Raw genomic sequence first — 24,393 nt, 5'->3', positions numbered from 1 at the left:
CCCTGCCGCCTCCGCCTGAACGGCTATTGGGCGAAGGTGGTCGCCGCGCCAGGATTTGTCGACCCGAACCAGGGGTTCAAATTCTAGGCGGACGTGTCCTCGATCGGTCGATCGGGCAGCGCATGCGTCACCCGCGCGCCCCACAGCGCATAGAACAGGATGTACAGCTCGCACGCTGCGGTCAGCAGGAACGAGTTCTGCAATCCGTACACGTCCGCCAGCTTGCCCTGCACCGCAACCAGCGCACCGCCCGCGATCGCCATGATCAGCAGCCCCGATCCCTCCTCGGTCAATGGTCCCAGCCCCTTGATGCCGAGCGTGAAGATCGTCGGGAACATGATCGAATGGAACAAGCCGACCGAGATCACCGCCCACATCGCGACGTGGCCCGTGGTGAACACCGCGATGGTCATCACGGCGAAGGCGCCGATCGAGAACACCGCGAGCACCGTCTCGGCGCGCACCTTCTGCATGATCGCCGAACCCGCGAAGCGCCCGACCATCATCCCGCCCCACAGCAGCGTCAGGTAACGCCCCGCCGCCTCGGTCGTCATGTTGCCGATCTCCGGGCGGCTGACGAAGTTGACGAACAGATTGCCGACGCCGATCTCGGCGATCAGGTAGATGAAGATCGCGGGGATGCCGAACACCAGGTTGCGGTGCGTCCACAGCGAATGGTTCTTGCGATCGGCCTTGGCGACGCGGTTCGTCGCGGTGCCCATCGCGGGCAACGGAAAGCGCGCGATCACCACCGCCAGCACGATCAGCACGCCCGCGACCAGCACGTACGGCAGCACGACCGAATGCGCGTCCGCCAGCCGCTCGGCCGGGGTCAGCACGGTGCCGACCTGCGCGGTACCGCCCTTCGACCGCCCGAGAATGAGGTATGCACCGAAAATCGGCGCGAGCATCGTTCCCGCCGAATTCATCGCCTGCACCAGGTTCAGTCGCGACGACGCGGTCGCGGGCGGCCCGACGACGGCGACATACGGGTTGGCTGCGACCTGCAGCAGCGTAATCCCGCTCGCGATCACGAACAGCATGAGCAGCGTGACGTAATAGGACGGGATGCTGGCGCCCACCGTCATCCCCAGTGCACCCGCCGCCATGATCAGCAAGCCGGTAACCAGCGACTTCTGGTAGCCGATCCGCTCGATCAGCTTGGCCGACGGGATCGAGGCGAAGAAATAGGCGATGAACCAGACGCTCTCGATCAGCGCCGCTTGAAAATAACTGAGGTCGAACACGCTGCGCAGATGCGGCAGCAGCGTGCCGTTGATGACGGTAATGAACCCCCACATGAAGAACAGGCTGGCGAGCAGCGTGAGCGCCGGGCGGTAGCTACGCGCAGCACTCGCCGGGGCGGCGGCATCGCGCGGTATCGTGGAACTCGGCAGGGCCATCGGTCATCCTCGTGTGTGCGGCGCTCCGTCTTCGCGGAGGCGCGATGCTGATCAGTCGGTCCAGCGGAACGGCGCGACGACCTCGCGCCGGCCGAGCAGGAAGGCGTCGGCGACGAGCCGGAACGGCGCGAGATCGGCGTCGACCTCACCGCGTCCCACCAGGTCGGCGAAGCGATCGTACAGCCGCCCGTATTCGGTCGGCTCGTCGAGCGGCACATCGGCGCCGTCGATCGCCAGCTTGCCGCCACCGTCGCGCAGCACCGCGGTGCCGCCATCGGTCTTGACGGTGATCGTCCAGGTCTGCGGGCCGCGCTGGTCGAAGGAGAATTCGGCGGTCACCGCGTCCGCCGCTTCGCTCGCCATCGCCAGGCTTGCCGCAATCGGCGAGGCGCGGTCGGCGGGGAAGCGCAGTGTCGCGGTCTCGATCGTCGCGGGTGCCGGCAGCAGGCGCGTCAGGATCGACAGCGCATTGATGCCCGGATCGAACACGCCGATCCCCGGCTCCCAAATCCATTCCTGACCCGGATGCCAGACGCGCACGTCCTCCATCCATGCGATCGCCAGGCGACGGATCCTGCGCCCTTCCAGCCAATGGCGCAGCGGCTCGACCCCGTTGGCTTGTCGCGAATGCCAGGTGAGGTACAGCGCCCGTCCCGCCGCGCGCGCCATGTCGGCGAACCGCTCGGCCTCGCTCAGCGTCGCCGCGGGCGGCTTTTCGACCATCACGTCGAGCCCCAGATCGAGCGCCTCGCGGATCACCGCGGCGCGCCCGATCGGCGGGGTGCAGATCGACACCGCGGCAAGCTCGGGCACCTGCGCCTTCAGCGCGCCGAGCGTCGCCGCCGCGGGAACGCCGAGATCGTCGGCATGACGCGACACCACGCCGGCCAGCGCGAACCGGCCGCTCGCGGCGATCGTCGGCAGATGCTGGTCGCGCGCGATCTTGCCGACGCCGACCAGCGCGATTTGGATGGTCATCGCTCCTCCCCCTCCTCGATGCCCTGTTCGACCGAGCGCTCGATCAGCACCAGGACCTTCTCGATCAACACCGCCATCGCCGCGCGCGCGCCCTCGGCATCGCGCCGCAGGACCGCATCGTGGACCGCCGCATGGTCGGCGATGCTCGCCGAACGGCCCGACAACCGGTTGGTGAATTTGATGGAGGTGCGCAGCGCGGTCGACACCACATCGCGGAACTGGCTGAAGAACGGGTTGTTCGACGCACGCAGCACCGCGATGTGAAAGGCGATGTCGGATTCGAGTACGTCGTCGTCGCCGCGGTCCGCCGCCAGCATCCGCTCGAACCCCGCGCCGATCGCCGCCTGCTGCTCCGCGGTGGCGCTCTGCGCGGCAAGCGCGCACGCGGCGGGCTCGACCGCGATCCTGAGCTCGCTGAACCGGCGCAGCAGCAGCAGCGACGATTTGCGCTCCAGCAACCAGCGCAGCACGTCGATATCGAACAGGTTCCACGCCTCCTGCGGCCGCACGAAGGTGCCCTGCTTGGGCCGCGCGCCGAGCAGCCCCTTGGCGCCGAGCATCTTCACCGCCTCGCGCGTCACCGAACGGCTGACGCCGTGCTGCTTGACGATTTCCGCCTCGGTCGGAAACGCGCGGTCGCTATAATTGCCGACGACGATCGCGCGCCCGAGCACTTCCTGGAGCCCGAAGGTCAGGTTGCGCCCGAGCTCGCCACGGACCAGCGGATCGTCGGCGGCCATCAGCGGCGGCGGCGCGGCGGCACGGGGACCGGCTCCGCGCCCGGCACCACCCCCTTGGGCGCCGCGGAAAGGCGGCGGATCAGGTCGGTCTCGGCCTTGCGATACGGCGTGCCGTCGTTCCGGAAAACCTCGTGGAACCAGATCGTCGGTTCGGACAGCACGTACGGCTTCTGCCAGCTGTCCCACGGCAGCCGCGTCTGCGTCTTGCCGTCGACGAACCCCCAATTGATCATGCCCACATCGTAGCGCTTGCCGATCGGCAGCGACCCGTCGAAGGTCGATCCGTTGCCGCGCGCCATATATTCGGTGCAGATCACCGGCCGGTTGTACGGCAGCAACTGCTTGACGCGCCCCTCGAACGCCTCGGGCCAGCCGTAATCGTGGAAGGTGATGACGTCCGACTGGCCGAGCTGGAGCTTCTCCATCGCGGTCAGCTTGCCGCCGGAGGGTGTCCAGTCGTCGTGCCACCACACCCCGCTGGTGACCGGCTGCGACGGGTCGGCATCGCGCGCCCAGTCGAACACCTGCGCCAGCAGCGCGCGGACCAGCGGCTCCTTGCCCTCCTGCCCCCGATATTGGTCGGCACCGTTGTCGGGCTCGTTCCACAGGTCCCAGCCGAGCACCCGGTCGTCGTTGGCGAATGCGCCGATCACGCCCTGCACATACGCCTTGTACGCCGGATAGCGCGCGCGGTCGCGCAGGCCCGGCAGCCCGGGCGACTGCACCCAGCCCGAATTGTGGACGCCGGGGATCGGCGGATGCTGCGGCCCGAGCTTGGGATCGGGGTCCCAGCAACTGTCGAACAGCACGAACAGCGGCTTGATGCCGTGCGCCTTCGCGATCGTCAGGAACTCGCCGATCCTGCGCTTGAACCCTTCCGGGTCTTGCGTCCACAATTGGTCGTGGAGGAACACCCGCATGGTGTTCATGCCGATGCCCTGCGCGAGCCCCAGCTCGTAATCGATCCGCTTGGGGTCCCAGGTCTCCGCCTGCCACATTTCCAGCTGGTTGATCGCAGTGGCGGGGGCGTAGTTCGAGCCAACCAGCCATGGCTGCGCGGCATACCAGTTCTTGGCCTGCGCCTCGGTCCAGCGCCCGCGCGCCTCGGCAGGACTGGCGGCGAGCGCGGTGGCGGCGAGGAGCGCAACGTAAAATGGCTTCATGGCTCAGCGCTCCGTGAACAATTTATAGGTCATCGTGTTGCGATAGGTCTTGCCCGGATCGAGCCGCACCGAGGGGAAGCTCGGCTGGTTCGGCGCGTCGGGGAACAATTGCGGCTCCATCACGATCGCATCGCCCATTCGGTAGATCTGCCCCTTCTTGCCCGTGATCGTGCCGTCGAAGAAATTGCCCGAATAGAATTGCAGCCCGGGCTGGTTGGACCACAATTCCCAACCCCGCCCCGAGACCGGATCGAGCACCCGTGCCATCATGTGCTGGGTGGGCGTCACCGCATCGCCGATCACCCAATTGTGATCGTAACCGCGGCCATACGCGATTTGGCGGTCGCGCGCGTCGCGGACCCGGTCGCCGATCGCATGCGGGGTGCGGAAATCGAACACCGTGCCCGCGACCGAGACGTGCTGCCCGGTCGGGATCGAGGTCGCGTCGGTCGGCGTGTAGCGCTCCGCCGGGATCGTCACGACATGCCCCATCGCGCCGCGCGGGGAACCGACCCCGGCCAGGTTCCAATAGGCATGGTTGGAGATGTTGACGACGGTCGCGCGGTCGGTGGTCGCCCGGTATTCGATGCTGAAATTGTTCTGCTCGTCGAGCGAATAGGTCGCATAGGTCGTCAGCGTTCCCGGATAGCCCATGTCGCCATCGGGGCTGACGTAGCGCAACGTCACCGACGCCGCCCCCCCCTTTTCGGCGCCGCTCTTCACCTCGGTCACCTCCCACAGCACCTTGTCGAATCCCTTGGTGCCGCCGTGGAGCGAATTGGGACCGTTGTTGATCGGCGTGTGATAGGTCTTGCCGTCGAGGACGAACCGCCCCTTGGCGATCCGGTTGGCGACGCGGCCCACGGTGGCACCGAAGAATTCGGGCTTGGCCAGATAGCCGTCGATCGTATCGTAGCCGATCTGCACATCCTCGCGCTTGCCCGCCTTGTCGGGCATCACCAGCGCCTGGAGCGACGCGCCGAGCGCGATCACCGTCGCCGAGACCCCGCGCGCGTTGGTCAGCGTCACCGCGGGCACCGCACGGCCGTCGGGCATGGCGCCGAAGGTCGAACGCTTCGCATCGGCGGCGAGCGCGGGGCTGACAATAGCAGTGGCGGCAAGCGCTGCCGCCAGGATGGTTGCTCGGTTCATGCTCTCTCCCATTCTTATCGTTCTTGTTGGTCGGTCAGCCTCGGTAGCGATACGGCGGCAGGCCCCGGCAGCCGGGATCGACCTCGAACAGGCATCCGCCCTCGGCCTCGTCGATCCCGTCGCTTGCCGAGGTCACGAACATCCGGTCGAGCCCCTCGCCCGCGAACGCGCAGTTGGTGATCTGGCTGGCGGGCAGCGCGATACGCCGGTCGAGCTGGCCGTCGGGGGCGAAGCGCGCGACGCACGATCCGCCCCAGCACGCGACCCACAGAAAGTTCTCGGCATCGAAGGTCATCCCGTCCGGGTGCCCCCAGCCATCCTCGAACACGATGAAATGGGTGCGGTCCGCGAGCGTTCCGTCGTCGCGCACGGTGTAGCGATAGATGGTGTTCCGCGCGGTGTCGGTCTGCAGCAGGAAACCGCCTTCGGGCGGGATGGCCGGCCCGTTGGGGATCGTATAGCCATCCTCGACGCGCGTCGCGCGGCCATCGGTATCGAGCCGGTAAAGGCTGCCGCTCGGCTGATCGCAACCGAACGGCATGGACCCGGCCCAGATACGCCCCCGCGCATCCGCCTTGGCATCGTTGAAGCGGTTGCCGTGCCGCTCGTCCTCGGGCGCGGCGATGGTCTCCACGGTCAGCGGATCGAGCGTCAGCCGCACGAAGCGCCGCCCGAGCCCCGCGACGAAGCCTTGCCGCTCCTCGCGCTCGATCACCCAGCCGAGCACGTCGGGCATGTCCCAGCCGTCGACGCTGTCGTCGGCCAGCGACAGGCGGTTGAGCCGCTGCCCGAGGATATCGACCCAATACACCGCATTCTCGCGCGCCGACCACAGCACGCCTTCGCCGAGCGTGTCGCGCCGGTCGCGGGCAATGGTGCGGACGCGTGCCATCAATGGCTGTCGCGCGGCAGCCCGCGGGTCTGCGCGATCCGCTGGTATTTGATCGCGGGCTCCAGCACTGCGCCGGTATCGAACTGCCCGGTCAGGCTGCGCTGGATCTCCTGCCAGGGCGTCTGCGAAGCGGGGAACAGCTCGTCCTCGATCGCGGCAAGGTCCACCTTGCGCTGCGCGATCTCCGCATCGCTCAGCAGCATGTTCGCGGTGCGTGCGTTCAGGTCGATCCGCACCCGGTCGCCGGTGCGCAGCAGCGCGAGACCGCCGCCGACCGCGGCTTCGGGCGAGGCGTTGAGGATCGACGGCGAGCCGCTGGTGCCCGATTGCCGCCCGTCGCCGATACACGGCAGCGCGTGGACGCCCGACCGGATCAGCGCCGCGGGCGGGCGCATGTTGACCACCTCGGCGCCGCCCGGATAGCCGACCGGCCCCGCGCCGCGAATGACCAGGATGGTGTGCGAATCGATTTCCAGCGCCGGATCGTCGATGCGGTGATGGTAATCCTCCGGCCCGTCGAACACGACGACCTTGCCCTCGAACGCCCCCGGCGACGCCGGGTCGCTCAGATACCGCTCGCGGAACTCGTCGGAGATCACCGACAGCTTCATCACCGCGCCGTCGAACAGATTGCCGGTCAGCACCGACAGCCCGGCGCCGCGCATCAGCGGATCGCTAAGTGGCCGGATGACCTTGGTATCCTCGATCGTCGCCCCCGCGACATTGTCGGCGACGGTCCGGCCGTTGACGGTCATCGCGCTGCCGTCGATCATCTGCGCACGCAGCAGCTCGGCCATCACCGCGGGGACGCCGCCGGCACGGTAATAATCCTCGCCGAGATACTCGCCCGCGGGCTGCAAATTGACCAGCAGCGGCACGTCGGCACCGTGATCCTCCCAATCGGCGAGGCTCAGCGCGACGCCGATGTGGCGCGCGATCGCGTTCAGGTGGATGGGCGCGTTGGTCGATCCGCCGATCGCCGAATTGACCCGGATCGCATTGAGGAACGCCGCGCGGGTCAGGATGTCGGACGGCTTGCGGTCGGCGTGGACCATCTCGACGATGCGCCGACCGGTTTCCCACGCGCACTCCTGACGGTCGCGGTACGGTGCGGGAATCGCCGCGGAGCCTGGCAGCGACATGCCGAGTGCCTCGGTCAGCGAGTTCATCGTCGTCGCGGTGCCCATCGTGTTGCAGAAGCCGGTCGACGGCGCCGACGATGCGACCAGCTTGATAAAGCCCGCATAGTCGATCTCGCCCGCCGCCAGCATCTGCCGCGCGCGCCACACGATGGTGCCGGAGCCCGTGCGCTCGCCCTTGAACCAGCCGTTGAGCATCGGCCCCACCGACAGCGCGATCGCGGGGATGTTGACCGTCGCCGCCGCCATCAGCGCAGCGGGTGTCGTCTTGTCGCAACCGATCGTCAGCACGACGCCATCGAGCGGATAGCCGAACAGCACCTCGACCAGCCCCAGATACGCCAGATTGCGGTCGAGCCCCGCAGTCGGGCGCTTGCCCGTCTCCTGCAGCGGATGGGTCGGAAACTCGATCGGAATGCCGCCTGCATCGCGAATGCCGTCGCGCACCCGCTCCGCCAGCACCAGATGGTGGCGGTTGCACGGCACCAGGTCGCTGCCCGACTGCGCGATGCCGATGATCGGCCGCCCCGACTGGATTTCCTCCAGGCTCAGCCCGAAGTTCAGGTATCGCTCGACGTAGAGCGCGGTCATGTCGGGATTGGCCTGATTGTCGAACCAAGCGCGGGAGCGCAGCCGTGGCGTGGGCGCACCGGTGCCGGTCACGCGGATCGTCCGTGGCATGAGTTCGTCTGCATCGCTGCCCCTCCTCGTCTCGGTCATGCGTCATGTGCGTCCGCTACCCGGATCGCCGACCCATACGGCGACGAGCAAACCCGCCACCTGTCGGATCGTACCTACCTTGCAATCCTTTTGTCCTACAAGACCCCGTTCACGATTTTGTCGAATAATCTGATAAATGCGTATTGCCTGACGCGTATGATCGTTTTACCAACCCGGCATGGCCGCTCGGAATACCGACGGTGGCAAACGGGGATGATGATATGACGGGCAAGGCGTTTCTGTGTGCATCGGTGTCGGCGATCGTGGCTCTTGCGGGTGCCTCGTCCGCGACCGCGCAGACCGGTCCTGCGGGCGGCGCGCAGGAAGCGCCCAAACCCGACACCGCGTCCGACCAGAGCGTCACCCCGACCGCGCCCGACGCGTCGGTGCAGGATACGCCGACCGAGGACACCGGCGACATCGTCGTCACCGGCCTGCGTCGCAGCCTCGAATCGGCGCAGGCGATCAAGCGCAACTCGGACGGCATCGTCGATGCGATTGTCGCGCAGGACATCGGCAAGCTCCCCGACACCTTCGCATCGTCGGCGTTGCAGCGGGTCGCGGGCGTGGCGGTCACCCGCGGCGGCGGCGAATCGGCGGGCGTCACCGTGCGCGGGCTGCCCGATCTCACCACCACCTACAACGGTCGCCAGATCTTCACCGCCGAGGGTCGCTACGTCCAGATCCAGGACTTTCCGGCCGGCACGGTTGCGGCGCTGGAGGTGTACAAGTCGGGGCTCGCCAACCAGATCGAGGGCGGTATCGCCGGCTCCATCAACGTGCGCGGGCGCAGGCCGTTCGACTTCAACGGCTTCGAACTGTCGGGCTCGCTCAACGGCGTGCTGTCGCAACAGTCCGAAAAGATCGTGCCCAACGGCAACCTGCTGATCAGCGACCGCTGGAATACCGGCATCGGGGAGATGGGGTTCCTGGTGAACGCCTCCTATGTCGGCATCAACTTCCTTGATTCAACGCGCGAACAGTCGCTGGTGATCGGCAGAACCAATCAGGTTGACCCGAATACAGGCGCCATCTCGAACAGGGCGCCGGGTCAGCCTGCGGGGCTGCGCTTTCCCGACGCGCAGGGCAATTTCCTCGGCTATGGTGCTCGCTATCGCCCGTCGGCCAACGCCGCTTTCCAGTGGAAGCCCACGCCCGAGCTAGAAATCTATGCGGACGGCCTGTACCAAGGCTTCCGGTCGAAGGATTACAACCGCTGGAACTTCATCCCGATCTTCGGTGACATCACGCTGTCGAACGTCACGACGATCCCCGGCACCAACCAGATCTCGACCGCGACCGTCACCAACGCGGTACGCCCCGATGGTTACACGGGCTCGTTCAATGGCAAGACCGACACCTACCAGGCCGGCGCCGGCGCGATATGGAAGAGGGACCGGCTGCAGATTTCCGCCGACGTGGCCTACACGGACAGCAAGTTCACCGCGAACCTCGTCAACGTCGATTATCTGTTCGCCAGTTCGCCGGTGCGCAACGTCCAGTTCGATGCTTCCAGGGATGGCGGGCCGACGCAGACCTTTGTCAATTTCGACATCACCGACCCGGCCAATTTCCTCAGTCGCGGCCTGTACCAGGAGCTGACGGTCGTCAGCGGCAAGGACTGGCAGTCGCGTGCCGACCTGGAATACAATTTCGATGGCGGCTTCCTGAAGCGCGTGCAGTTCGGCGTGCGCTACGCCGATCGCGATGCCGCTCGCGACTTCGGCAACATCTACATGAACAATGAGGGAGACAGGATCCCGTTGACTTCGCTTCCGGGCGCGATCGTCACGACCAGCCTGCCCGGCTTCACCTACAACAATGTGCAGCCCAACGTCGCTTATGCGGCGATCACCCGCAACAGCATTCGCGACAATCTCGTCGCGCTGCGCGCCTTCTTCAAGGAACCCGCCGGGCTGCCGGCATTCGACCCGGCCAACAATTTTCGTGCCAACGAGAAGTCCTATGCTGCCTACGCGCAGTTGAAGTACGGCTTCGATGTGGGCAATATCGTCGTCGACGGCGTCGCGGGCCTGCGCGCGATCAAGACCAAGACGCGGATCGACGGCTTTTCGCGTGTCGATGCCGGCAACAACGTGATCACGTTCCCGCCGATCACGTCGAACAGCGAAACCACCGACTATCTGCCAAACGTCAGCGGACGAATCGCCTTTAACGATAAATTGCAGCTGCGACTTGCCTACACGCAGACGCGCACTCGGCCGAGCTTCTTCGATCTCCGTCCGAACACGTCGCTGGGACAGCCGGTCGTCATCAACGACGTCAACGATCCTTGTTTCGACCCTGCCGTCACGACCGCGCAATGCGTCGAGCGTCGGCGTCGCGGCGGTTCGGCGGGCAACCCGAACCTGAAGCCGCTCACGTCCAACAATTACGACGCGAGCCTGGAATATTATTTCTCGCGGTCGGGCTCGTTCACTGCGGCGATTTTCCGGCATGACGCGGCAGGGTTCCTGGCCACGAACCAGGACCGCTCCACCCCGGGCATTCGCATCGACCGACCGTACAATCTGGGCAACGTCCGGCTGCAGGGCGCGGAGGTGCAGTTCACCAGCTTCCTCGACATCGGCGGGCTGCCCGAATGGGCCAAGGGCTTCGGCGTTCAGGCCAACGGCACCTACAACGACGCCAAGGAGGATCTCAATCCAGGGTCCCGCCCATTCCTCGGGGTCTCGAAATGGACCTACAACGTCGTGGCTCTGTACGAACGGCCGATGTTCTCGACGCGGCTCGCCTACAATTACCGTTCGAAGTTCGTCACGGCTTATACGAACGAGGCGCTCGACCCGTTCACCCACCCGATCGTCGAGCGCGGTCGCGGACAGCTCGACTTCTCGACCTCGATCACGCCGGTGCCGAACATCACCGTCGCGTTCGATATCGTGAACCTTATCGGCAATCCGCTGAAGCGCTATCGTCCGTATGACACCGGCGACATCTACACACGGCAGATCGTCTACCTGGAGCGTAGCTATTCGCTCGGCGTACGGTTCCGCTTCTGATCCGAAGCCCGAGCAAGGAAGTTTCGGCCATGCGTTTCGCCCCCCTCGCCGCGCTCTGCCTCCTCGTCGCACTGCCCATCGGCGGTGCGGCGCAGGGGCAAGCGAGCATGGCCGACCGCATCGCCAACGACCCTCGCGTCGATGCGCTCAACCCCTACGGTCTCAACCTGCCCCCGGCGATCCGCGCCGACAAGGACGTCCAGTTCGGCAAGGCGATGCGGATGCCGCTCGCCGGCCATGCCGATTTCTGGCGGATCGGCATCACCACGCCCGTCCTGAAACCCGTGAAGAAGGGCGATCGCATCGTCATCGCCTTCTGGGCGCGCGCAGTCAAAACCGAGAACGGCGCGCCCGGCAGGATCGGCCGCGTCCAGCTCGAGGCGACCCCGGTGGTCCGCGCGATCTTCGAACAGCCCTTCGACGTCGCGCCCGAATGGAAGATGTATCAGGTCAAGGGCAATGCCGACCGCGACTACGCCCCGCGCGCGCTCAACGCCGCGCTGCATCTCGATGCGGCGAAGCAGGTGCTCGACATCGGCCCGGTGTTCGTCCTCGATTACGGGCAGCCCACACAATGAAAATTCGCCTGCTCGCCGCACTGGGTTTTGCGCTTGCCACCGCGGCGGTCGCGCGCAATCCCGAATTCCAGGGCGCCGACCCGCACGCGATGTTCATCGACGGCGAATTGTGGGTGTTCCCGACCGGCGGCCCCGGCGGCAGCTGGGTCGCCGACCGCTTCGGCGCCTTCTCCTCGCGCGACCTCAAGACCTGGCGTCCGCGCGGCGAGATCCTGCGCCGGGACCAGATCGCGTGGATCGGCGACGACGGCGCGAAGGACCATTTCCTCTGGGCTCCCGGCGTGGCCACTCGCGACGGCAGATGGTACCTCTATTACTCGGTCGGCCCCCAGAACCCCACGCCCAGCCGCATCGGCGTCGCGGTCGCGGATCATCCGCAGGGCCCCTATCGCGACAGCGGCAAGCCACTCGTCACCGGCTTCAAGACCACAGATGGCGAGTTCGAGGCGATCGACCCGATGGTCTTCGTCGATCCGCGCTCGAACAAGGCCTATCTCTACGCCGGCGGCAGCGCAGGCGCGAAGCTGCGCGTCTGGGAGCTGAACCCCGACATGGTCAGCCTGGCCCGCGAAGTCCCGGTCGATCAGCCGCCCGAGTTCACCGAAGGCGCCTTCATGCACGAACGGGGCGGCACCTATTACCTGTCCTACAGCCACGGCCACTGGAACCGCCCCGATTACTCGGTCCATTATGCCACCTCCCTATCGCCCATCGGCCCGTGGACGTACCGGGGCGCGATCCTCACGAGCGACGCGCGCCACCAGGGTCCCGGCCACCACAGCTTCGTGACAACGCCGAAAGGTGAAACCCTGATCGTCTATCACCGCTGGGAGCAACGCGCCGGTCCCGCACCGCTCAAGGGCGAGCGTCAGGTCGCGATCGACCGCGTCCGCTACGCCGCCGACGGCACCATCCGCCCGATCGTCATGACCGACGGCGCCGCCGCCCCGACCCTGCCGGCCAAGGCCGTGCAGGTGCAGACGGTGCACTGATGCTCGATCGCCGCGCTTTGCTGTCGATGGGGCTGGCCGGCGGCGCGCTGGCGCTGACGCGAGGCGCGTCGGCGGCACCGTCACCGCTCAACGACCAGCTCTCGGGGTATCTCACCGGGCTCCACGACCCTGTCATCATCCGCGAGCGCGACACCTATCACGTGTTCGGCTCGGGCGGCTGGTGGGGCAAGCCCGGTCCGAGCTGGCGCACCTCCACCGACCTCCATGTCTGGCGCGAAAACGGCTCGCCCTTCGACGCGGTCCCTGCCTGGGCGGCAAAGGCGATCCCCGGCGCCACCGCGATGTGGGCGCCCGACATCCATTTCGTCGACGGCGTGTTCCGCCTCTATTATTCGGTCTCCACCGGCGGGTCGATGCGATCGGTCACCGGCTTCGCCACCAGCCCGACGCTCGACCGCGCGAGCCCGCGTTACGGCTGGACCGACCACGGCCTGGTGATCGAATCCTTCGCCGGCGGCACCTACAACGTCATCGACGCCAATTTCGTCATCGACCTCGCCGGCAACCACTGGCTCGCGTTCGGCAGCTACTGGAGCGGCCTGAAACTGGTCGCGCTCGACAAGGCGACCGGCAAGCCCAAGCCCGGCGCGCAGCTCCATTCGATCGCCTACCGCCCCGCGCCTTCCGGCGGCGATAACCCGGTGGAGGGCGCGTTCATCCTGCCGCGCGACGGCTGGCATTACCTGTTCGCCAGCTACGATTATTGCTGCAAGAAGGACCAGAGCAATTATTACGTCGCGGTTGGCCGCGCCCGCACCGTCACCGGCCCGTACCTCGGTCGCGACGGCAAGCCGATGATGGAGGGCTACGGCACCGGCGTGATCGTCGAGCGCCCCTGGGGATCGACCAACTGGCGCGGCCCCGGGCACTGCGGCCTCTACCGCGACGCGACGCGCGACCTGGTCGTCTATCACGCCTACGATGTCGCCCACGCCTCGCGCCCGACGCTGCGCCTCGCCGAGCTGACCTGGGACGCGCAGGGCTGGCCCACCGCGCTGACCTGACCGCGAGGGCGAGCACGCGCCCGCCCCGGCGCGAATCAGCGGGGCGTGGCTGCAGGTGCCACGGCTTGCGGCGCAGCGCCGGCCGCGCGCGGCGGCGGTGGTGGCGCGTCACGGTCGGGACCATGCCGCGCGCCATGGCGGCCGGGCCCGTCGTGCGGGCCGCCCAGCGGCTCCAGCGCCACCGCCTTGTGGTCCGCGCCGACCAGGAACGCGGCGTGGACGAGCCGTCATCGAAGCGGCCCTGCACCGTCACTGCCTCGCCCACGGTGACCGGGGCGCCGCCCTCGCCCTCGCGCCCAGTATCGACCAGCGCCCGCCCGCTGGCATCGGCCATGACAAAGGCCTTGCCATGGATTTCGGCGACCCGCCCCTTGGCGGTGCTCAGCCGTTCCCCGCAAGGCGGACTCCGCGCTACCCTGACGATCCCGCGATCGGCGCGCGCGACACGGCCTGAGGACCGTTGTTGCAAGCGGCACCGCCGGCTCTCCCGGGACCTGCTCCGAGCAGGTTGAAGCACGCGCCGTCCTTCGTCACCCCGCGCTTGACCCGGGGCCCCGCTTCTTCTCGGCAGTAGATCAGCCTCCCGCACGGTCTTCGAGGGTGCAGCGCCAAGGAGGCGTGGTGAGCTCACGCGGCCCCCGCAGCCGCGTCGCCTTCGGGCACAACAGCCTCAACAGCGATCACCGCCTCACCCGCATCGCTACCCGCCACGGACAGACCTCGCAAACAACCGGCAGTTGCAGGGCGATGGGTCACCACAGCTGCGACATGGCGCCGAACAGAGCCGCATCGAACGGCTTGAACGCGTGCCCCGCACCGGCAGCGCGCGCTGCGGGTCGGATCGACGGCTGCGGTCGCGGGGATGTCGACGGCATGCCCGGCCGCAACGCGACCGGCGACGCAAGCACACGGAGGCCAGGACGCAGCGACCGAGCGCTTGAGAGCGACATGACGTTATGTTGAGTCGTTTTGAGCCCCGGCCCGCCAGGAGTGTCGGGTCGGCCATGCCCCCAGCATGGCCTGAACGATGCGGGGCATCGTTCACCCGACACTGAGTTGGGGTGGGACCTATCCCCGGGCGAGGCACTTGCGGCACCGCCCCACCCCCAAACCCAGCGTCAGGTCGTTCAGGCTCCCAGCCTGACCTCGACCGCGCGGAGTGCGATTCACCCGACGTTCCTAAAGTGGAGGGGAAACAAGGCAACGTCATCCCGCTCTAAAGCGCATGTCGCTCCGTTGGCACGTCGGTCGGCCTGCAAGCAATCACCGCCGAGCCAACGAAAAAGGGAGGCCGGCTTGCGCCGACCTCCCCGATTCCGTTCCCGCTCGGGAAAGGGTCTTACTGGCCCGAGCCCGGACCGTAAGTGATCTCCACGCGGCGGTTCTGCACTTCGCGGACACCGTCGGCGGTATCGACCCGCGGACGGCTTTCGCCGAACGCTTCGGTCGAGATCGAGCCCTCGGGGATCGACCGCGACGTCATATAGGCCTTGACCGAGTCCGCGCGACGCTGAGACAGGCCGACGTTGTACGACGTCGAACCCGACTTGTCGGTGAAGCCCGCCAGCATGACCTGCGCATTGCCGCACGTCTGATACTGGGTGACCGCATTGTCGAGGATCGACCCTGCTTCCGGGGTGATGTCCGACTTGTCCCACTCGAAGAACACGATGAACGGTCCCTGCGTGCACACCGGCGGCGGCGGCGGCGGTGCTTCGACCACCGGCGGCGGCGGCGGCACGTCGGCGGGCGGCGGCGGCGGGGGTGCCTCGGGCTCGCCGAAGTTGAACGTCAGGCCGCCCAGGATGCTGTGCGACCGATACCGGCCGTCGAACGTACGGTTCGACGCGTCGACCAGCTTGACGTTGTCCGCGTTGAAATAACGATACTTCAGCGTGGCATCGACGTTCTTGGTCAGCGGTGCGCGAACGCCTGCCAGGCCCTGATAGGCGAAGACCGTGTCCGAATCGTCGAGGAAATCGGAGTTCCTGTTCAGGCCGTAATTGGCCTTGACTCGCGCCACGCCGACACCGCCGCCGACGAAACCCTGGATGCCGTCGTCGTCACCGAAGTCGAGCAGGCCGTTCAGCATGAAGCTGAGCGCCGAGGTCGTGCCGCCCGCGTAATTGTACGGGCCCCGCGGCGCATCGAACCGCGCACCCGCGCCGGTGGTGATCGGCGTCGTCACCGTCGAGCGGTAGCCGTCGACCGTCGCACGGCGATAGCCGACTTCGGTTTCCAGGCGGAACGCGCCGAAATCATAGCCGATGGTCCCATCGACATCGAACCCATAGTCGTGATCGACCGAACCCGCGTTGTTCGCGGCGCCGATATCGTAATCGATATCCTCCACGATCATCGCGCCGCCCTCGACACCGACATACCATGCCTTGTCCTTTGCGAGGGCGGGCGTGGCGAGAGCGGTGGAGGCGAGTGCCAGGATTACGGCAAGCTTCCGCATAAAAAGTCCCCTTTCTGAGTTGTCACTACGGACACGGCAAACCCAGTACTGGATGCTTGGTTTCTTCGCAAGCCAACAAAAGCCGGAGTGTGACCCGAACGACACACCTATATCACGCCAGCAAGCCCCCGGTGCGCAGCGCCGCGAGGATCGCGGTCACGGCGTTCCGGCACTCCGCATCGATCACCGCGCCTCCGCTCGGCACCGCGATCGGCGCCGCCCGCTCGATCCGCCACCCTCCCGCACCGTAGCGCACGAGCGTCCCGTCCGCGACACTCCACGCCGCAAAGCCGGCACGTGGCGCGACGAAGCGCCAGCCGCCCTCGGTCCACCCCGCGATCGCCGCCGCCCGGCCCGCCCATGCGCCCGTAGGTGCCGCGCCGGCGATCCAGCACGCGCCCGCTGCCGGGTTCTCCGGTGGCACGTCGACACCCACCGCTTCCACGCTCGCCTGCACCGCGATGTCGAGAAGCGCGAGCGCCTCGTTGTGGGTCCATTCCTTCTGCGCCTGCCCCGCCGCGAGCCAGGGCAGCGCCAGCCGTGCACTGTCGGTCATCTCAGTCTCTCCTGTTCAGGCGGGAACGACGATCGTCGCCCCCCTCGAATCCCCATGCGTGCCGCGCTGGCGCACCGTCACCGTCGCCGGCCGCGCCACGCGCACCGACGCCGTGCCGCTCACCGTCGTCGCATCGGGTTCACCCGTCCGCGTCACGGTCACGACATACATCTCGGCCTCCTCGCCCCGCGGCACGTCGGCGCCATCGCGCCATCGCCAACCAACCCTGCTCCGCCGTACCCAGCGGACCACCGCCTCGTCTGGTGCGCCTGCCTCCCACCGCAATCGCGCAACCGAAGGCGGAAGCACCGACGCCCCGTCGAGGATCGCGGCCGCCGCCACCGGCACCGTATCGCCCACCCCCGACGCCAGCACCCGCACGTCGCGCGCTCCCGCGGGCAACGCCACCGCGCGCACCGCTCCCACCTCGAGTCCCACGAACCGGTCCCCGGCCGCTTGCGCACCGATCGCCCATTCGCTCCCCCGCCGCCCGCGCAGCAGCCGCGACAACCGCCACCGCGCGCCGCCCAGCGGCTCGGCCACCCCGAACTGAAGGAGCTCGTCTCCCACCAGCGCCAGGTTCGCGCCCCGGTCGAGCGCGACATCGTCCGCATCGGTCAGCAGCATCCCCGCATGCGCCAGCCGCACCACCATCGCTCCCGCCAGGTCGGCCAAAACCGCAGACCCCGCATCCGGCGGCGCCTCGATCACACCGATCATGCCCGGCGCCGCGGTCGTCCCCGCCTCGTTCCACGTCGCGCCCGCGTCGGTGCTGACCAGCAGCGAAGCCGACCGCCACCCCGCACCCTCGCCCGCCGCCACGATCGTCAGCCGCGGCGCATCGAGCAACGCGTCATCGAGCGTCGGAATCTCGAATGCCGCCAGCACCGTCCGGCCCGCCACCGCATCGCGCTGCGCCAGCACCCGCCCGCCGCTCGCCCCGGTCGAGACCACTCCCGGCACCAGCCGCACCAGCTCCAGCACCATCGCCATCGCCTCCAGCGACGCCCGCGCCACCCGCCACGCGCCCGCCTCGCCCGCGATCGCCACCACATCCCCGGGCACCACGCCGATCGCCGCCAGCCCCGGCGCGACCGTCCGCCGCATCCGCTCGACATCGCCGCGCGCCAGCACCGCTTCGGCCACCGCCTTGGCCGCGCCCGCCTCGATCACCGCGGGCACCTCGACTCGTTCCACGCGCACCCCGCCGCCCGGCCGCCGCGCGCGCTGCAGCCCCGCCTGGTAATCGCGCGCTGCGTCATAATGCGACACCGCCACGACGCCGGGCGCGGTCCTTGGCGCCGCGACCGTCCGGGCACCGGTCGCGCGGCCGAACCCCGCGTCCTCCACCGTCCGCGCCGCACCACCGCCGGTCCGGAATGCCAGCCCGTCGCCATCGGGCGCGAACCACCCCCCGCTCGCCTGCGCACACGTCTCCAGCACCGCGCGCACGCTCCCGCCCGCCGCCCCGAAGCCCCCGAGCGCCAGCCCGCCGTCCGCTGCGGTCACCTCGTTCGCCAGCGTCCGCACCACCGCGCCGCACGCGACCGTGCCATCGTCGGCCACCACCTCGAAGGTCAGCGACGGAATCCGGTTGCCGAACTCCGCCAGCTCCAGCCCCTCGAACACCACATAGGCGCAACCCCGGTGCGCCGGTGCCAGCCCCACCCCTTCCGCCGAAGCGATCAGCGGATCGACCGCCTGATCCTCGCTGCCGAGATGCACCCGAAACCCGGTCCGCACCTTCCAGTCCCCCGCCGCCCCGCGCAGCAAGCGCCCGTCCGCCCACACCCGCCGCACGTCGCGCACGCTCCGTGCCGACAGCAGCACCGCGAAGTTCGCCGCATAGGCATAGACGCTCGTCTTCGCGCCCTTGCCCCCGGTCGTGCTGCGCGTCTCGACCAGGTCGGTCGCCCAGATCACCGTCCCCGCCACCCGCATCGTCCCGAATAGTTTCGGGATCTGCGTACCGTAGGACGAGGTCTGCACCGCCAGCTCGGTCAGCCGCGGCCCCTCGCGCCGCGTGCCCAGCACCGCGCGGTCGACCCGCTGCCCCAGCAAAGCCCCGATCGCGCCACCGACAGGCCCGCCCAGCGCGGACCCCGCCGCAGTCAGGATCAACGTCGCCATCTCATGCTCCTATCCGCCACGCGCCGAGCACGGGCCACGGCACCACCCCTGGCCGCTCGACCACCCGCCCCAGCCCCGCATCGGCATGGATCACGCCGTCCTCGACCCGGATCGCCAGGTGCAGCTGCCCCGGCCCCGACGCGCACAGCAGCACGTCGCCCGCAGCCTTCCCGTCGCCGCGCGCCAGCATGCCATCGAGCATCGCCGCCACCCGCACCGGATCGCCGCCACGCAACCGATACCCCCGCGGCACCACGCCGGAGAACCCGCCGGCGCGCAGCGCCACCGCCGCCAGCCCGACGCAATCCACCCCCTCGCGCCCGCGCCCCTGCGCGCGGAACCGCACCCCCAGCATCCCGCGCGCCGCCGCCGCGACCGCGCTCATGCGCCCGGATACCGGGTCAGCAGGTCGACGCCCGGCAGAAACGGCTCGCCGCGAAAGTTCGCCGCATTGCCGAACCGCGCCGCACAGGTGGCGATGCTCTTGTCGCACCCCTCGGCGACTTCGACCAAGGTTCCCGGCTCGACCGCGAACGCCGGCTCGGCGCGCAGCGTCACCGTCGTCCCCCGCGACACCGCGACCGCCGCGATCATCCCGCCGTTCGCGCCGCCGAACCACCGCAGCCGCCCGCCACCGTAGCCATTCGTCACCGGCTCGACCGCATCGAGCGTCACCACGGCGCCTTCGACGCCCAGAACCCGCGCGAACCGCCGCCGCCCCGCCATCGCCACCCGGCACCGCGCATCGCCCAGCTCGGCACGGCACTCGGGCGACGTCTCCTCGACCACCGCGCGGTCCAGCGCCGCGCTCGCCCCGAGCAGCTCGGCCGTAAACCCGCCCGCCTTCGTCTCCACCGCGCCGATCGTCCCCGCACCCAGATCGACCCGCCCCGAACCATCCCGCCAGTCGACCGCGAACACCGCCACCCGCGCCCCGTCCCATCGCCCGGCAAGCAGATCGTCCTCCCCCACCGCCGCAGACGTCAGCGCCCCCGCCACCTCCATCGTATCCGCCTCGAGTCCCTCGGAGCGCACCACGGCGGAGGGCACCATCCCCGGCGCCGCCCGGTGGACCAGCCCGTCGACGACCAGGTCGCGGTCATGCCCCGTCAACCCCACCGCCACCCCATCCCCCCGCTCCATCCGCCAACAGATCGCGAGGCAAGTCAGTTCGGTCATGTCTGTTCTCCCCCTTCTTGATCCTCCCCCGAACGGGGAGGAATTGCGTTGCCCGCAATCTCGGCCGCCCTACCCCTCCCGCACCTCCACCAACGGCACGCTCGCCGCTTCCCCCGCGCGCCACGCCGCTGCGGTCACCGCGAGCCGGTCCTCGGCAAAGCGCACCGGCACGTCGAAGCCGAACCCCGCGCGCACAGGGGCACCCGCACCCGGCGCCACATCGAGCACCACGGAGCCACCGCCCTCGACCGCAAACCCCTGCGTCGCCACCCCCGCCACCGTCACGCTGACGCTTCCCGCCACCGGCCGCGTGATCCGCCGCACCTGATCGCCGTAGTGCTTCACCAGCGCGAACCGCCGCTCCACTCCGTCGCCGGTCCCGATCGCCTCGTCGGCGCCGGTACAATCGAACGGATCGCGCAACCGGAAAGCCCGCGCCGGCCCTTGGCGCGCACGAAAGAACGCCAGCAACGCCGCGATGTCCGCCTCGGATCGCACCCCCGGCCCGACATCGTAGAACGTCCGCGCTTCCGCCCACGCGGCGTTTCGCTGCTCGGCACCCCCCGCCGCCGTCACGATCGCGGTCGAAAAGGTCGGCGCCACCTCCGCCGCCGCGCCGATCGCCAGCGGAAATTGCACATCGTCGAACGCCATCGCCGTCTCCTCTGAATCGAAGTGCACGAACCCGTCGCGCATCACCTGCGGCAGCGCCCACAGCACCACCGCCGCCACCCCGCGCGCCCGCGCCACCTCGGCGGCCGCATCGATCGCGCCCCATTGCAGCGCATCCTCGGGCCTCGCCACGAACCCGGCGAGGTAGTGCTGCGCCGCCGCCGGATAGCCCAGCCGCGCCTGCGCCGCCGCCACCCCGCGCGCGGTATCCGCGGTCGCCCCCGCGGCGGCCCAGTCGTAATCCTCCAGCTGCAGCACATCGAAGGCCGGCGAGGCCCACCCCACCGGCATGTTCGCGCGCTTCGCCTCGGGCGCAGCCGGATCGAGCACCGTCGGCAGATACGTCAGCAGATGCGTGACGCACCCCCCACCCCCCGCCTGAACCGCCGCCGCACACAGCGCCGCAGTCGACGCCGCCAGGCACGCCCCCGCCCGGTCCAGCGTCGCGCGCTGCGCCGCGTCGAGCGGCCCCCGCAACGTCGGGATCGCCACCGGCGCAAGCGCAGCCACGGCGGCTGCATCGTAGAGGCACGGGCGACCATCGGGCATCGTCCACCACCAAGGCTCGCCGACCTGAAACCGCGGGTTCAACCCCGCCGCTGTACCGATCGCCAGGAACGCCGCCGCGACGCTGCGCAGATACGCCATCGCCCCCGCATGCGCCGGGCTAAGCAAGGTCGACGGCGGCACCCACCCGGTCAGCGCCGGGGACCCATCGGCCGCCCGCTGCTTCCACGTGCTCGGACAATGCGCGTCGAACAGCTCGTAGCTCAGCGACCAGATCAGCTCGTACCCGAACGCCTTCGCCCGCGTCGCAAAGTCCCGGTGCCACGCCGCGCACGCGACGTTGAGCACGCCCGTGACCTTCAGCGCCGCGTCGAGCCGAAAGTAATGGCTCATCCCGACATAATGGATCAGCGCGCCGCGATACCCCAGGTGCAGCGCGTTGCGCAGCAACCGCGCGGGCGTCAGATTGTAGCTGTCGTCATAGCCGCTCGCGATGCCCAGCCCATGTTCGGGCACCACCACATCGCCGATCGCGATCACCGATCCCGCCCCGTCGCAGCGCACCCCCGTCAGCTCGACCCACCCTTCGGCCGGACCGCTGAGCATCGCATCGCTCGCGTCATACCCCGGCGCGACCAGCGACACGAACATCCGGTCGACATCCCCCGCCCAGACCGGGTCCGCCTCCTCGGGCAGCAAGAACCCGCCATCCAGCTTCGCGAAGTCGAGCACGACCTGCGCGTCCTCGGGAGCCCCGGCCGCATAATTCCACAGCCGCACATACCAGGCCCTCGGGCTTCCCGCGGCGTCGCGCCCCTCGATCGTCAGCGTCGGCCCATGCACTGCATCCAGCGGCTTGATCCCCGAAGACCGCCACCGAAAGCTGAGGCGACACCCGCGAAAATCCCGCGCACTCTCATAGGCAAGCAAAGGATGATCGAACCGGTCCTCCGCCTCCCAGATCAATCCCGCCAAGTCGTCGCGCCGATAGAACACGGCATCCACCCGGATCGCGTGCGGGCCCGGGGTCGTCACCGCCGCCATCATCGGCCGCGGGAAATTAACCGTCCAATATGCGGACGCGAACCGCGTGATCGTATCGACAGCCTGCACCGTCCGCCGCTTCGCCAGCCACCAGCCCATACCGCTTCTCCTGCTTGTTCAATCCTCCGCCAAGGCCGCCCGAACCGCCCGCGCCACCTGCCGCGAGGACCGCGCCAGCGCCGCCGGTGCCTCTCCGGCCGCCGCGTTGACGGTGATCGCCACCCGCACCTCGCGCACACCGGCGGACACGCCCCCCTCCACTCGCCCGCTCGCCGTCGGCACGAACAGCTCGGGCCCCCGCTCGCCGACCAGATAGCCCCGCCCCGGCGTCACCGGCCCGCCGGTCGCGCGGCCCGGCTGCCCACCGACGACCCCCGCCAGCACCCCGGACACCGAGCTCCCGCCGAGTACGGAAGCAAGACCCCCCTTCACCGCCTCGGCCGCGATCTCCGCCAGCGCCGACAGCGCCACCCGCTTCAGATCGTCGAATCCCAGCTTGCCCGTCCGCACCGCGCGCAGCAGCGACGTCTCGATCGCCCGCCCCGCCCGTTCAGCCCCGGTCCCCAGCGACCCCTCCAGCGTCTCCCGCATTGCCGCGACATCGCGCGCAAACCCTCCCGTATCGGCACGCACGCCGATCACCGCCGCATCGAAATCATCGCCAAAGTCTCTAGGCATCCGGAAACTCCCTCATCAGCGCAGCCAGGCCACGCCCATCGATCGCCACCGGCGCATCGCCCCCGAGCACCGCTGTCAAGGCGGCCAGCTCGGCCGGGGTCGAGGACCAGAAGACATCCGGCCCCCACCCCAGAACCACCCCCGCAAACCCCGCCAGCCGAACGGCTGCCCCGGCAAATTCCTCCCCGGCACGGGGAGGGGGCGTGCGAGCGAGATCGTGTCCCCCAGACACGATCTTGGCTTGCCGGGGGCAAGCCAAAGCTCGCGCGCTCGGCGAAGCCGAGGGGTGGAGGGGCAGCCCCACGCACGTCGGCCCTTGTGTCTCTCCCTCCACCACCGCGCTTGCGCGCGGCAGTCCCCCTCCCCGTGCCGGGGAGGCAGGCGTGCACCCCCTCACCGCCCGCTCAAGATCTGCCGCAGCAGCACCCGCAGCACCGGCATCGCCGCCGCCAGCCCCGCCTCGGCCACCGCCTCCCCAAGCCGATCGCGCGTCACCCCCTCGGGCGCGTCCCGCAGGCAATGCCAGAACAGCCCCACGATCTCGCCGAGCCCCAGCCGCCCCTCGGTCGCCCGCTCGACGAGCGCGAACAGCGGCCCCAATTCTTCCTCCGCCGCGACCAGCGCCGCAAACGTCGGCCTGAGCACCAAGGTCTCCCCGCCCACCCGCAACGAAGCTTCGCCGCGAACTGAATTCGCTTGTGTCATGTCCGATCTCCTTTCTCCCTTCTCCCCTTGTGGGAGAAGGTGGCGCGTAGCGCCGGATGAGGGGGCGAGCCGAAGGCTCGCGCGGAGCTTCGCTCCGCCCCCTCACCCTTCCGCCGCTGCGCGGCTCCCTCCCTCTCCCACAGGGGGAGAGGGAACCATCACGCCGCCACCACCGCGCCGGAACTCTCCAGCGACAAGGTGTAGGATCGCTCCCCATTAAAATCCCCGGCATAATCCAGCCGGGTCACCAGGAACCGCCCGGTCATCGTCTCGCCCCCTTCGAACGTCAGCCGGTAATCGTCGAGCACGCCCGATAGCGCATTGCCCTTTACCCGCGCCTCCGCCGCAGAGCCGGTGAACACCCCCGCCCCCGACACGCTGACCGACCGCACCCCCGCGCCCGACAGCAACTGCCGCCACCCGCCCGACTCCTTGGTGGTGACCACCACAGCCTCGCCGTTCACCGACAATTGCGTCGTCCGCATCCCCGCCACCGTCGCGAACGCCGGCGTCGCCGCCCCGTCCCCGACCTTCAAAAGGAACGCGCTACCCTTCTCCACCGCCATGTCCTTGCTCCTTTCTGTTCTTTCCCTCTCCCCTTGGGGGAGCGGCGCAGGCCGTGGAGGGCGGTTTCCTGCTTGCGGGGAGACCCCAGC

21 protein-coding genes are annotated in these 24,393 nt (G+C 68.9%); 4 read left to right on the top strand and 17 right to left on the bottom strand.

Annotated elements, in window-relative coordinates; all coding sequences use genetic code 11:
* Window positions 1–83: 83 nt before the first annotated feature.
* The 7 genes from ACE5C1_RS11775 to ACE5C1_RS11745 are packed head-to-tail and all read right to left on the bottom strand — an operon-like array spanning window position 84 to window position 8,148.
* On the bottom strand, window positions 84–1,403 hold the full coding sequence (locus ACE5C1_RS11775) for a sugar MFS transporter (RefSeq protein WP_374944269.1): 1,320 nt from the start codon (window positions 1,401–1,403) through the stop codon (window positions 84–86).
* Between the two features lie 51 nt (window positions 1,404–1,454).
* Window positions 1,455–2,381 carry a Gfo/Idh/MocA family protein gene (locus tag ACE5C1_RS11770; protein ID WP_374944268.1) on the bottom strand — a complete coding sequence of 309 codons (927 nt, stop codon included), beginning with the start codon at window positions 2,379–2,381 and terminating at the stop codon, window positions 1,455–1,457.
* Window positions 2,378–3,121: a FadR/GntR family transcriptional regulator gene (locus ACE5C1_RS11765; protein ID WP_374944267.1), complete on the bottom strand. Its 744-nt coding sequence runs from the start codon at window positions 3,119–3,121 to the stop codon at window positions 2,378–2,380. The genes ACE5C1_RS11770 and ACE5C1_RS11765 overlap by 4 nt, the downstream gene beginning before the upstream one ends.
* Entirely contained in the window at window positions 3,121–4,284 is a 1,164-nt protein-coding gene (locus tag ACE5C1_RS11760; RefSeq protein WP_374944266.1) for a 1,4-beta-xylanase, read from the bottom strand. The genes ACE5C1_RS11765 and ACE5C1_RS11760 overlap by 1 nt, the downstream gene beginning before the upstream one ends.
* Before the next feature lie 3 nt (window positions 4,285–4,287).
* Window positions 4,288–5,436, bottom strand: coding sequence for an aldose epimerase family protein (locus tag ACE5C1_RS11755; protein WP_374944265.1), 1,149 nt, complete (start codon window positions 5,434–5,436; stop codon window positions 4,288–4,290).
* A 34-nt stretch (window positions 5,437–5,470) separates the two neighbouring features.
* Complete coding sequence (locus ACE5C1_RS11750; RefSeq protein WP_374944264.1) at window positions 5,471–6,328, bottom strand: SMP-30/gluconolactonase/LRE family protein; 858 nt, start codon at window positions 6,326–6,328, stop codon at window positions 5,471–5,473.
* On the bottom strand, window positions 6,328–8,148 hold the full coding sequence (locus ACE5C1_RS11745; RefSeq protein WP_374944263.1) for an IlvD/Edd family dehydratase: 1,821 nt from the start codon (window positions 8,146–8,148) through the stop codon (window positions 6,328–6,330). Before ACE5C1_RS11745 ends, ACE5C1_RS11750 begins: the two co-directional genes overlap by 1 nt.
* Window positions 8,149–8,408: 260 nt before the next feature.
* On the opposite strand from ACE5C1_RS11745, the gene ACE5C1_RS11740 reads away from it, so the two are divergent.
* The 4 genes from ACE5C1_RS11740 to ACE5C1_RS11725 are packed head-to-tail and all read left to right on the top strand — an operon-like array spanning window position 8,409 to window position 13,805.
* Window positions 8,409–11,210, top strand: coding sequence for a TonB-dependent receptor (locus tag ACE5C1_RS11740; RefSeq protein WP_374944262.1), 2,802 nt, complete (start codon window positions 8,409–8,411; stop codon window positions 11,208–11,210).
* Between the two features lie 29 nt (window positions 11,211–11,239).
* Entirely contained in the window at window positions 11,240–11,788 is a 549-nt protein-coding gene (locus ACE5C1_RS11735; protein ID WP_374944261.1) for a hypothetical protein, read from the top strand.
* Complete coding sequence (locus ACE5C1_RS11730; RefSeq protein WP_374944260.1) at window positions 11,785–12,780, top strand: family 43 glycosylhydrolase; 996 nt, start codon at window positions 11,785–11,787, stop codon at window positions 12,778–12,780. The genes ACE5C1_RS11735 and ACE5C1_RS11730 overlap by 4 nt, the downstream gene beginning before the upstream one ends.
* Window positions 12,780–13,805 carry an arabinan endo-1,5-alpha-L-arabinosidase gene (locus tag ACE5C1_RS11725; protein ID WP_374944259.1) on the top strand — a complete coding sequence of 342 codons (1,026 nt, stop codon included), beginning with the start codon at window positions 12,780–12,782 and terminating at the stop codon, window positions 13,803–13,805. The genes ACE5C1_RS11730 and ACE5C1_RS11725 overlap by 1 nt, the downstream gene beginning before the upstream one ends.
* A gap of 1,339 nt (window positions 13,806–15,144) precedes the next feature.
* Here ACE5C1_RS11725 and ACE5C1_RS11720 read toward each other — a convergent pair.
* The 10 genes from ACE5C1_RS11720 to ACE5C1_RS11675 form a co-directional block, all read right to left on the bottom strand.
* Window positions 15,145–16,266, bottom strand: a complete 1,122-nt coding sequence (locus ACE5C1_RS11720) for an OmpA family protein (protein ID WP_374944258.1) — start codon at window positions 16,264–16,266, stop codon at window positions 15,145–15,147.
* A gap of 112 nt (window positions 16,267–16,378) precedes the next feature.
* Window positions 16,379–16,822, bottom strand: a complete 444-nt coding sequence (locus ACE5C1_RS11715; protein WP_374944257.1) for a DUF2793 domain-containing protein — start codon at window positions 16,820–16,822, stop codon at window positions 16,379–16,381.
* Between the two features lie 15 nt (window positions 16,823–16,837).
* Window positions 16,838–18,952, bottom strand: a complete 2,115-nt coding sequence (locus ACE5C1_RS11710; protein ID WP_374944256.1) for a phage tail protein — start codon at window positions 18,950–18,952, stop codon at window positions 16,838–16,840.
* 1 nt (window position 18,953) lies between these two features.
* Window positions 18,954–19,337 (bottom strand): peptidoglycan endopeptidase, encoded by a 384-nt coding sequence (locus tag ACE5C1_RS11705; protein ID WP_374944255.1) that lies wholly within the window; start codon window positions 19,335–19,337, stop codon window positions 18,954–18,956.
* Complete coding sequence (locus ACE5C1_RS11700; protein WP_374944254.1) at window positions 19,334–20,131, bottom strand: DUF2163 domain-containing protein; 798 nt, start codon at window positions 20,129–20,131, stop codon at window positions 19,334–19,336. Before ACE5C1_RS11700 ends, ACE5C1_RS11705 begins: the two co-directional genes overlap by 4 nt.
* 69 nt (window positions 20,132–20,200) lie before the next feature.
* Window positions 20,201–22,453, bottom strand: a complete 2,253-nt coding sequence (locus tag ACE5C1_RS11695; protein ID WP_374944253.1) for a DUF2460 domain-containing protein — start codon at window positions 22,451–22,453, stop codon at window positions 20,201–20,203.
* An 18-nt stretch (window positions 22,454–22,471) separates the two neighbouring features.
* Window positions 22,472–23,032, bottom strand: coding sequence for a tail tape measure protein (locus ACE5C1_RS11690; RefSeq protein ID WP_374944252.1), 561 nt, complete (start codon window positions 23,030–23,032; stop codon window positions 22,472–22,474).
* Window positions 23,025–23,171 (bottom strand): phage tail assembly chaperone, encoded by a 147-nt coding sequence (locus ACE5C1_RS11685; RefSeq protein ID WP_374944335.1) that lies wholly within the window; start codon window positions 23,169–23,171, stop codon window positions 23,025–23,027. The genes ACE5C1_RS11690 and ACE5C1_RS11685 overlap by 8 nt, the downstream gene beginning before the upstream one ends.
* 254 nt (window positions 23,172–23,425) lie before the next feature.
* Complete coding sequence (locus ACE5C1_RS11680) at window positions 23,426–23,737, bottom strand: gene transfer agent family protein (RefSeq protein WP_374944251.1); 312 nt, start codon at window positions 23,735–23,737, stop codon at window positions 23,426–23,428.
* Between the two features lie 158 nt (window positions 23,738–23,895).
* Window positions 23,896–24,303 carry a phage major tail protein, TP901-1 family gene (locus ACE5C1_RS11675; RefSeq protein ID WP_374944250.1) on the bottom strand — a complete coding sequence of 136 codons (408 nt, stop codon included), beginning with the start codon at window positions 24,301–24,303 and terminating at the stop codon, window positions 23,896–23,898.
* Between the last annotated feature and the right edge of the window lie 90 nt (window positions 24,304–24,393).

The organism is Sphingomonas sp., assembly GCF_964263785.1.
Classification (GTDB): Bacteria; Pseudomonadota; Alphaproteobacteria; order Sphingomonadales; family Sphingomonadaceae; genus Sphingomonas.
Note: the sequence above shows the minus strand (reverse complement) of the source record. Positions and strands in the feature narration are given on the sequence as shown.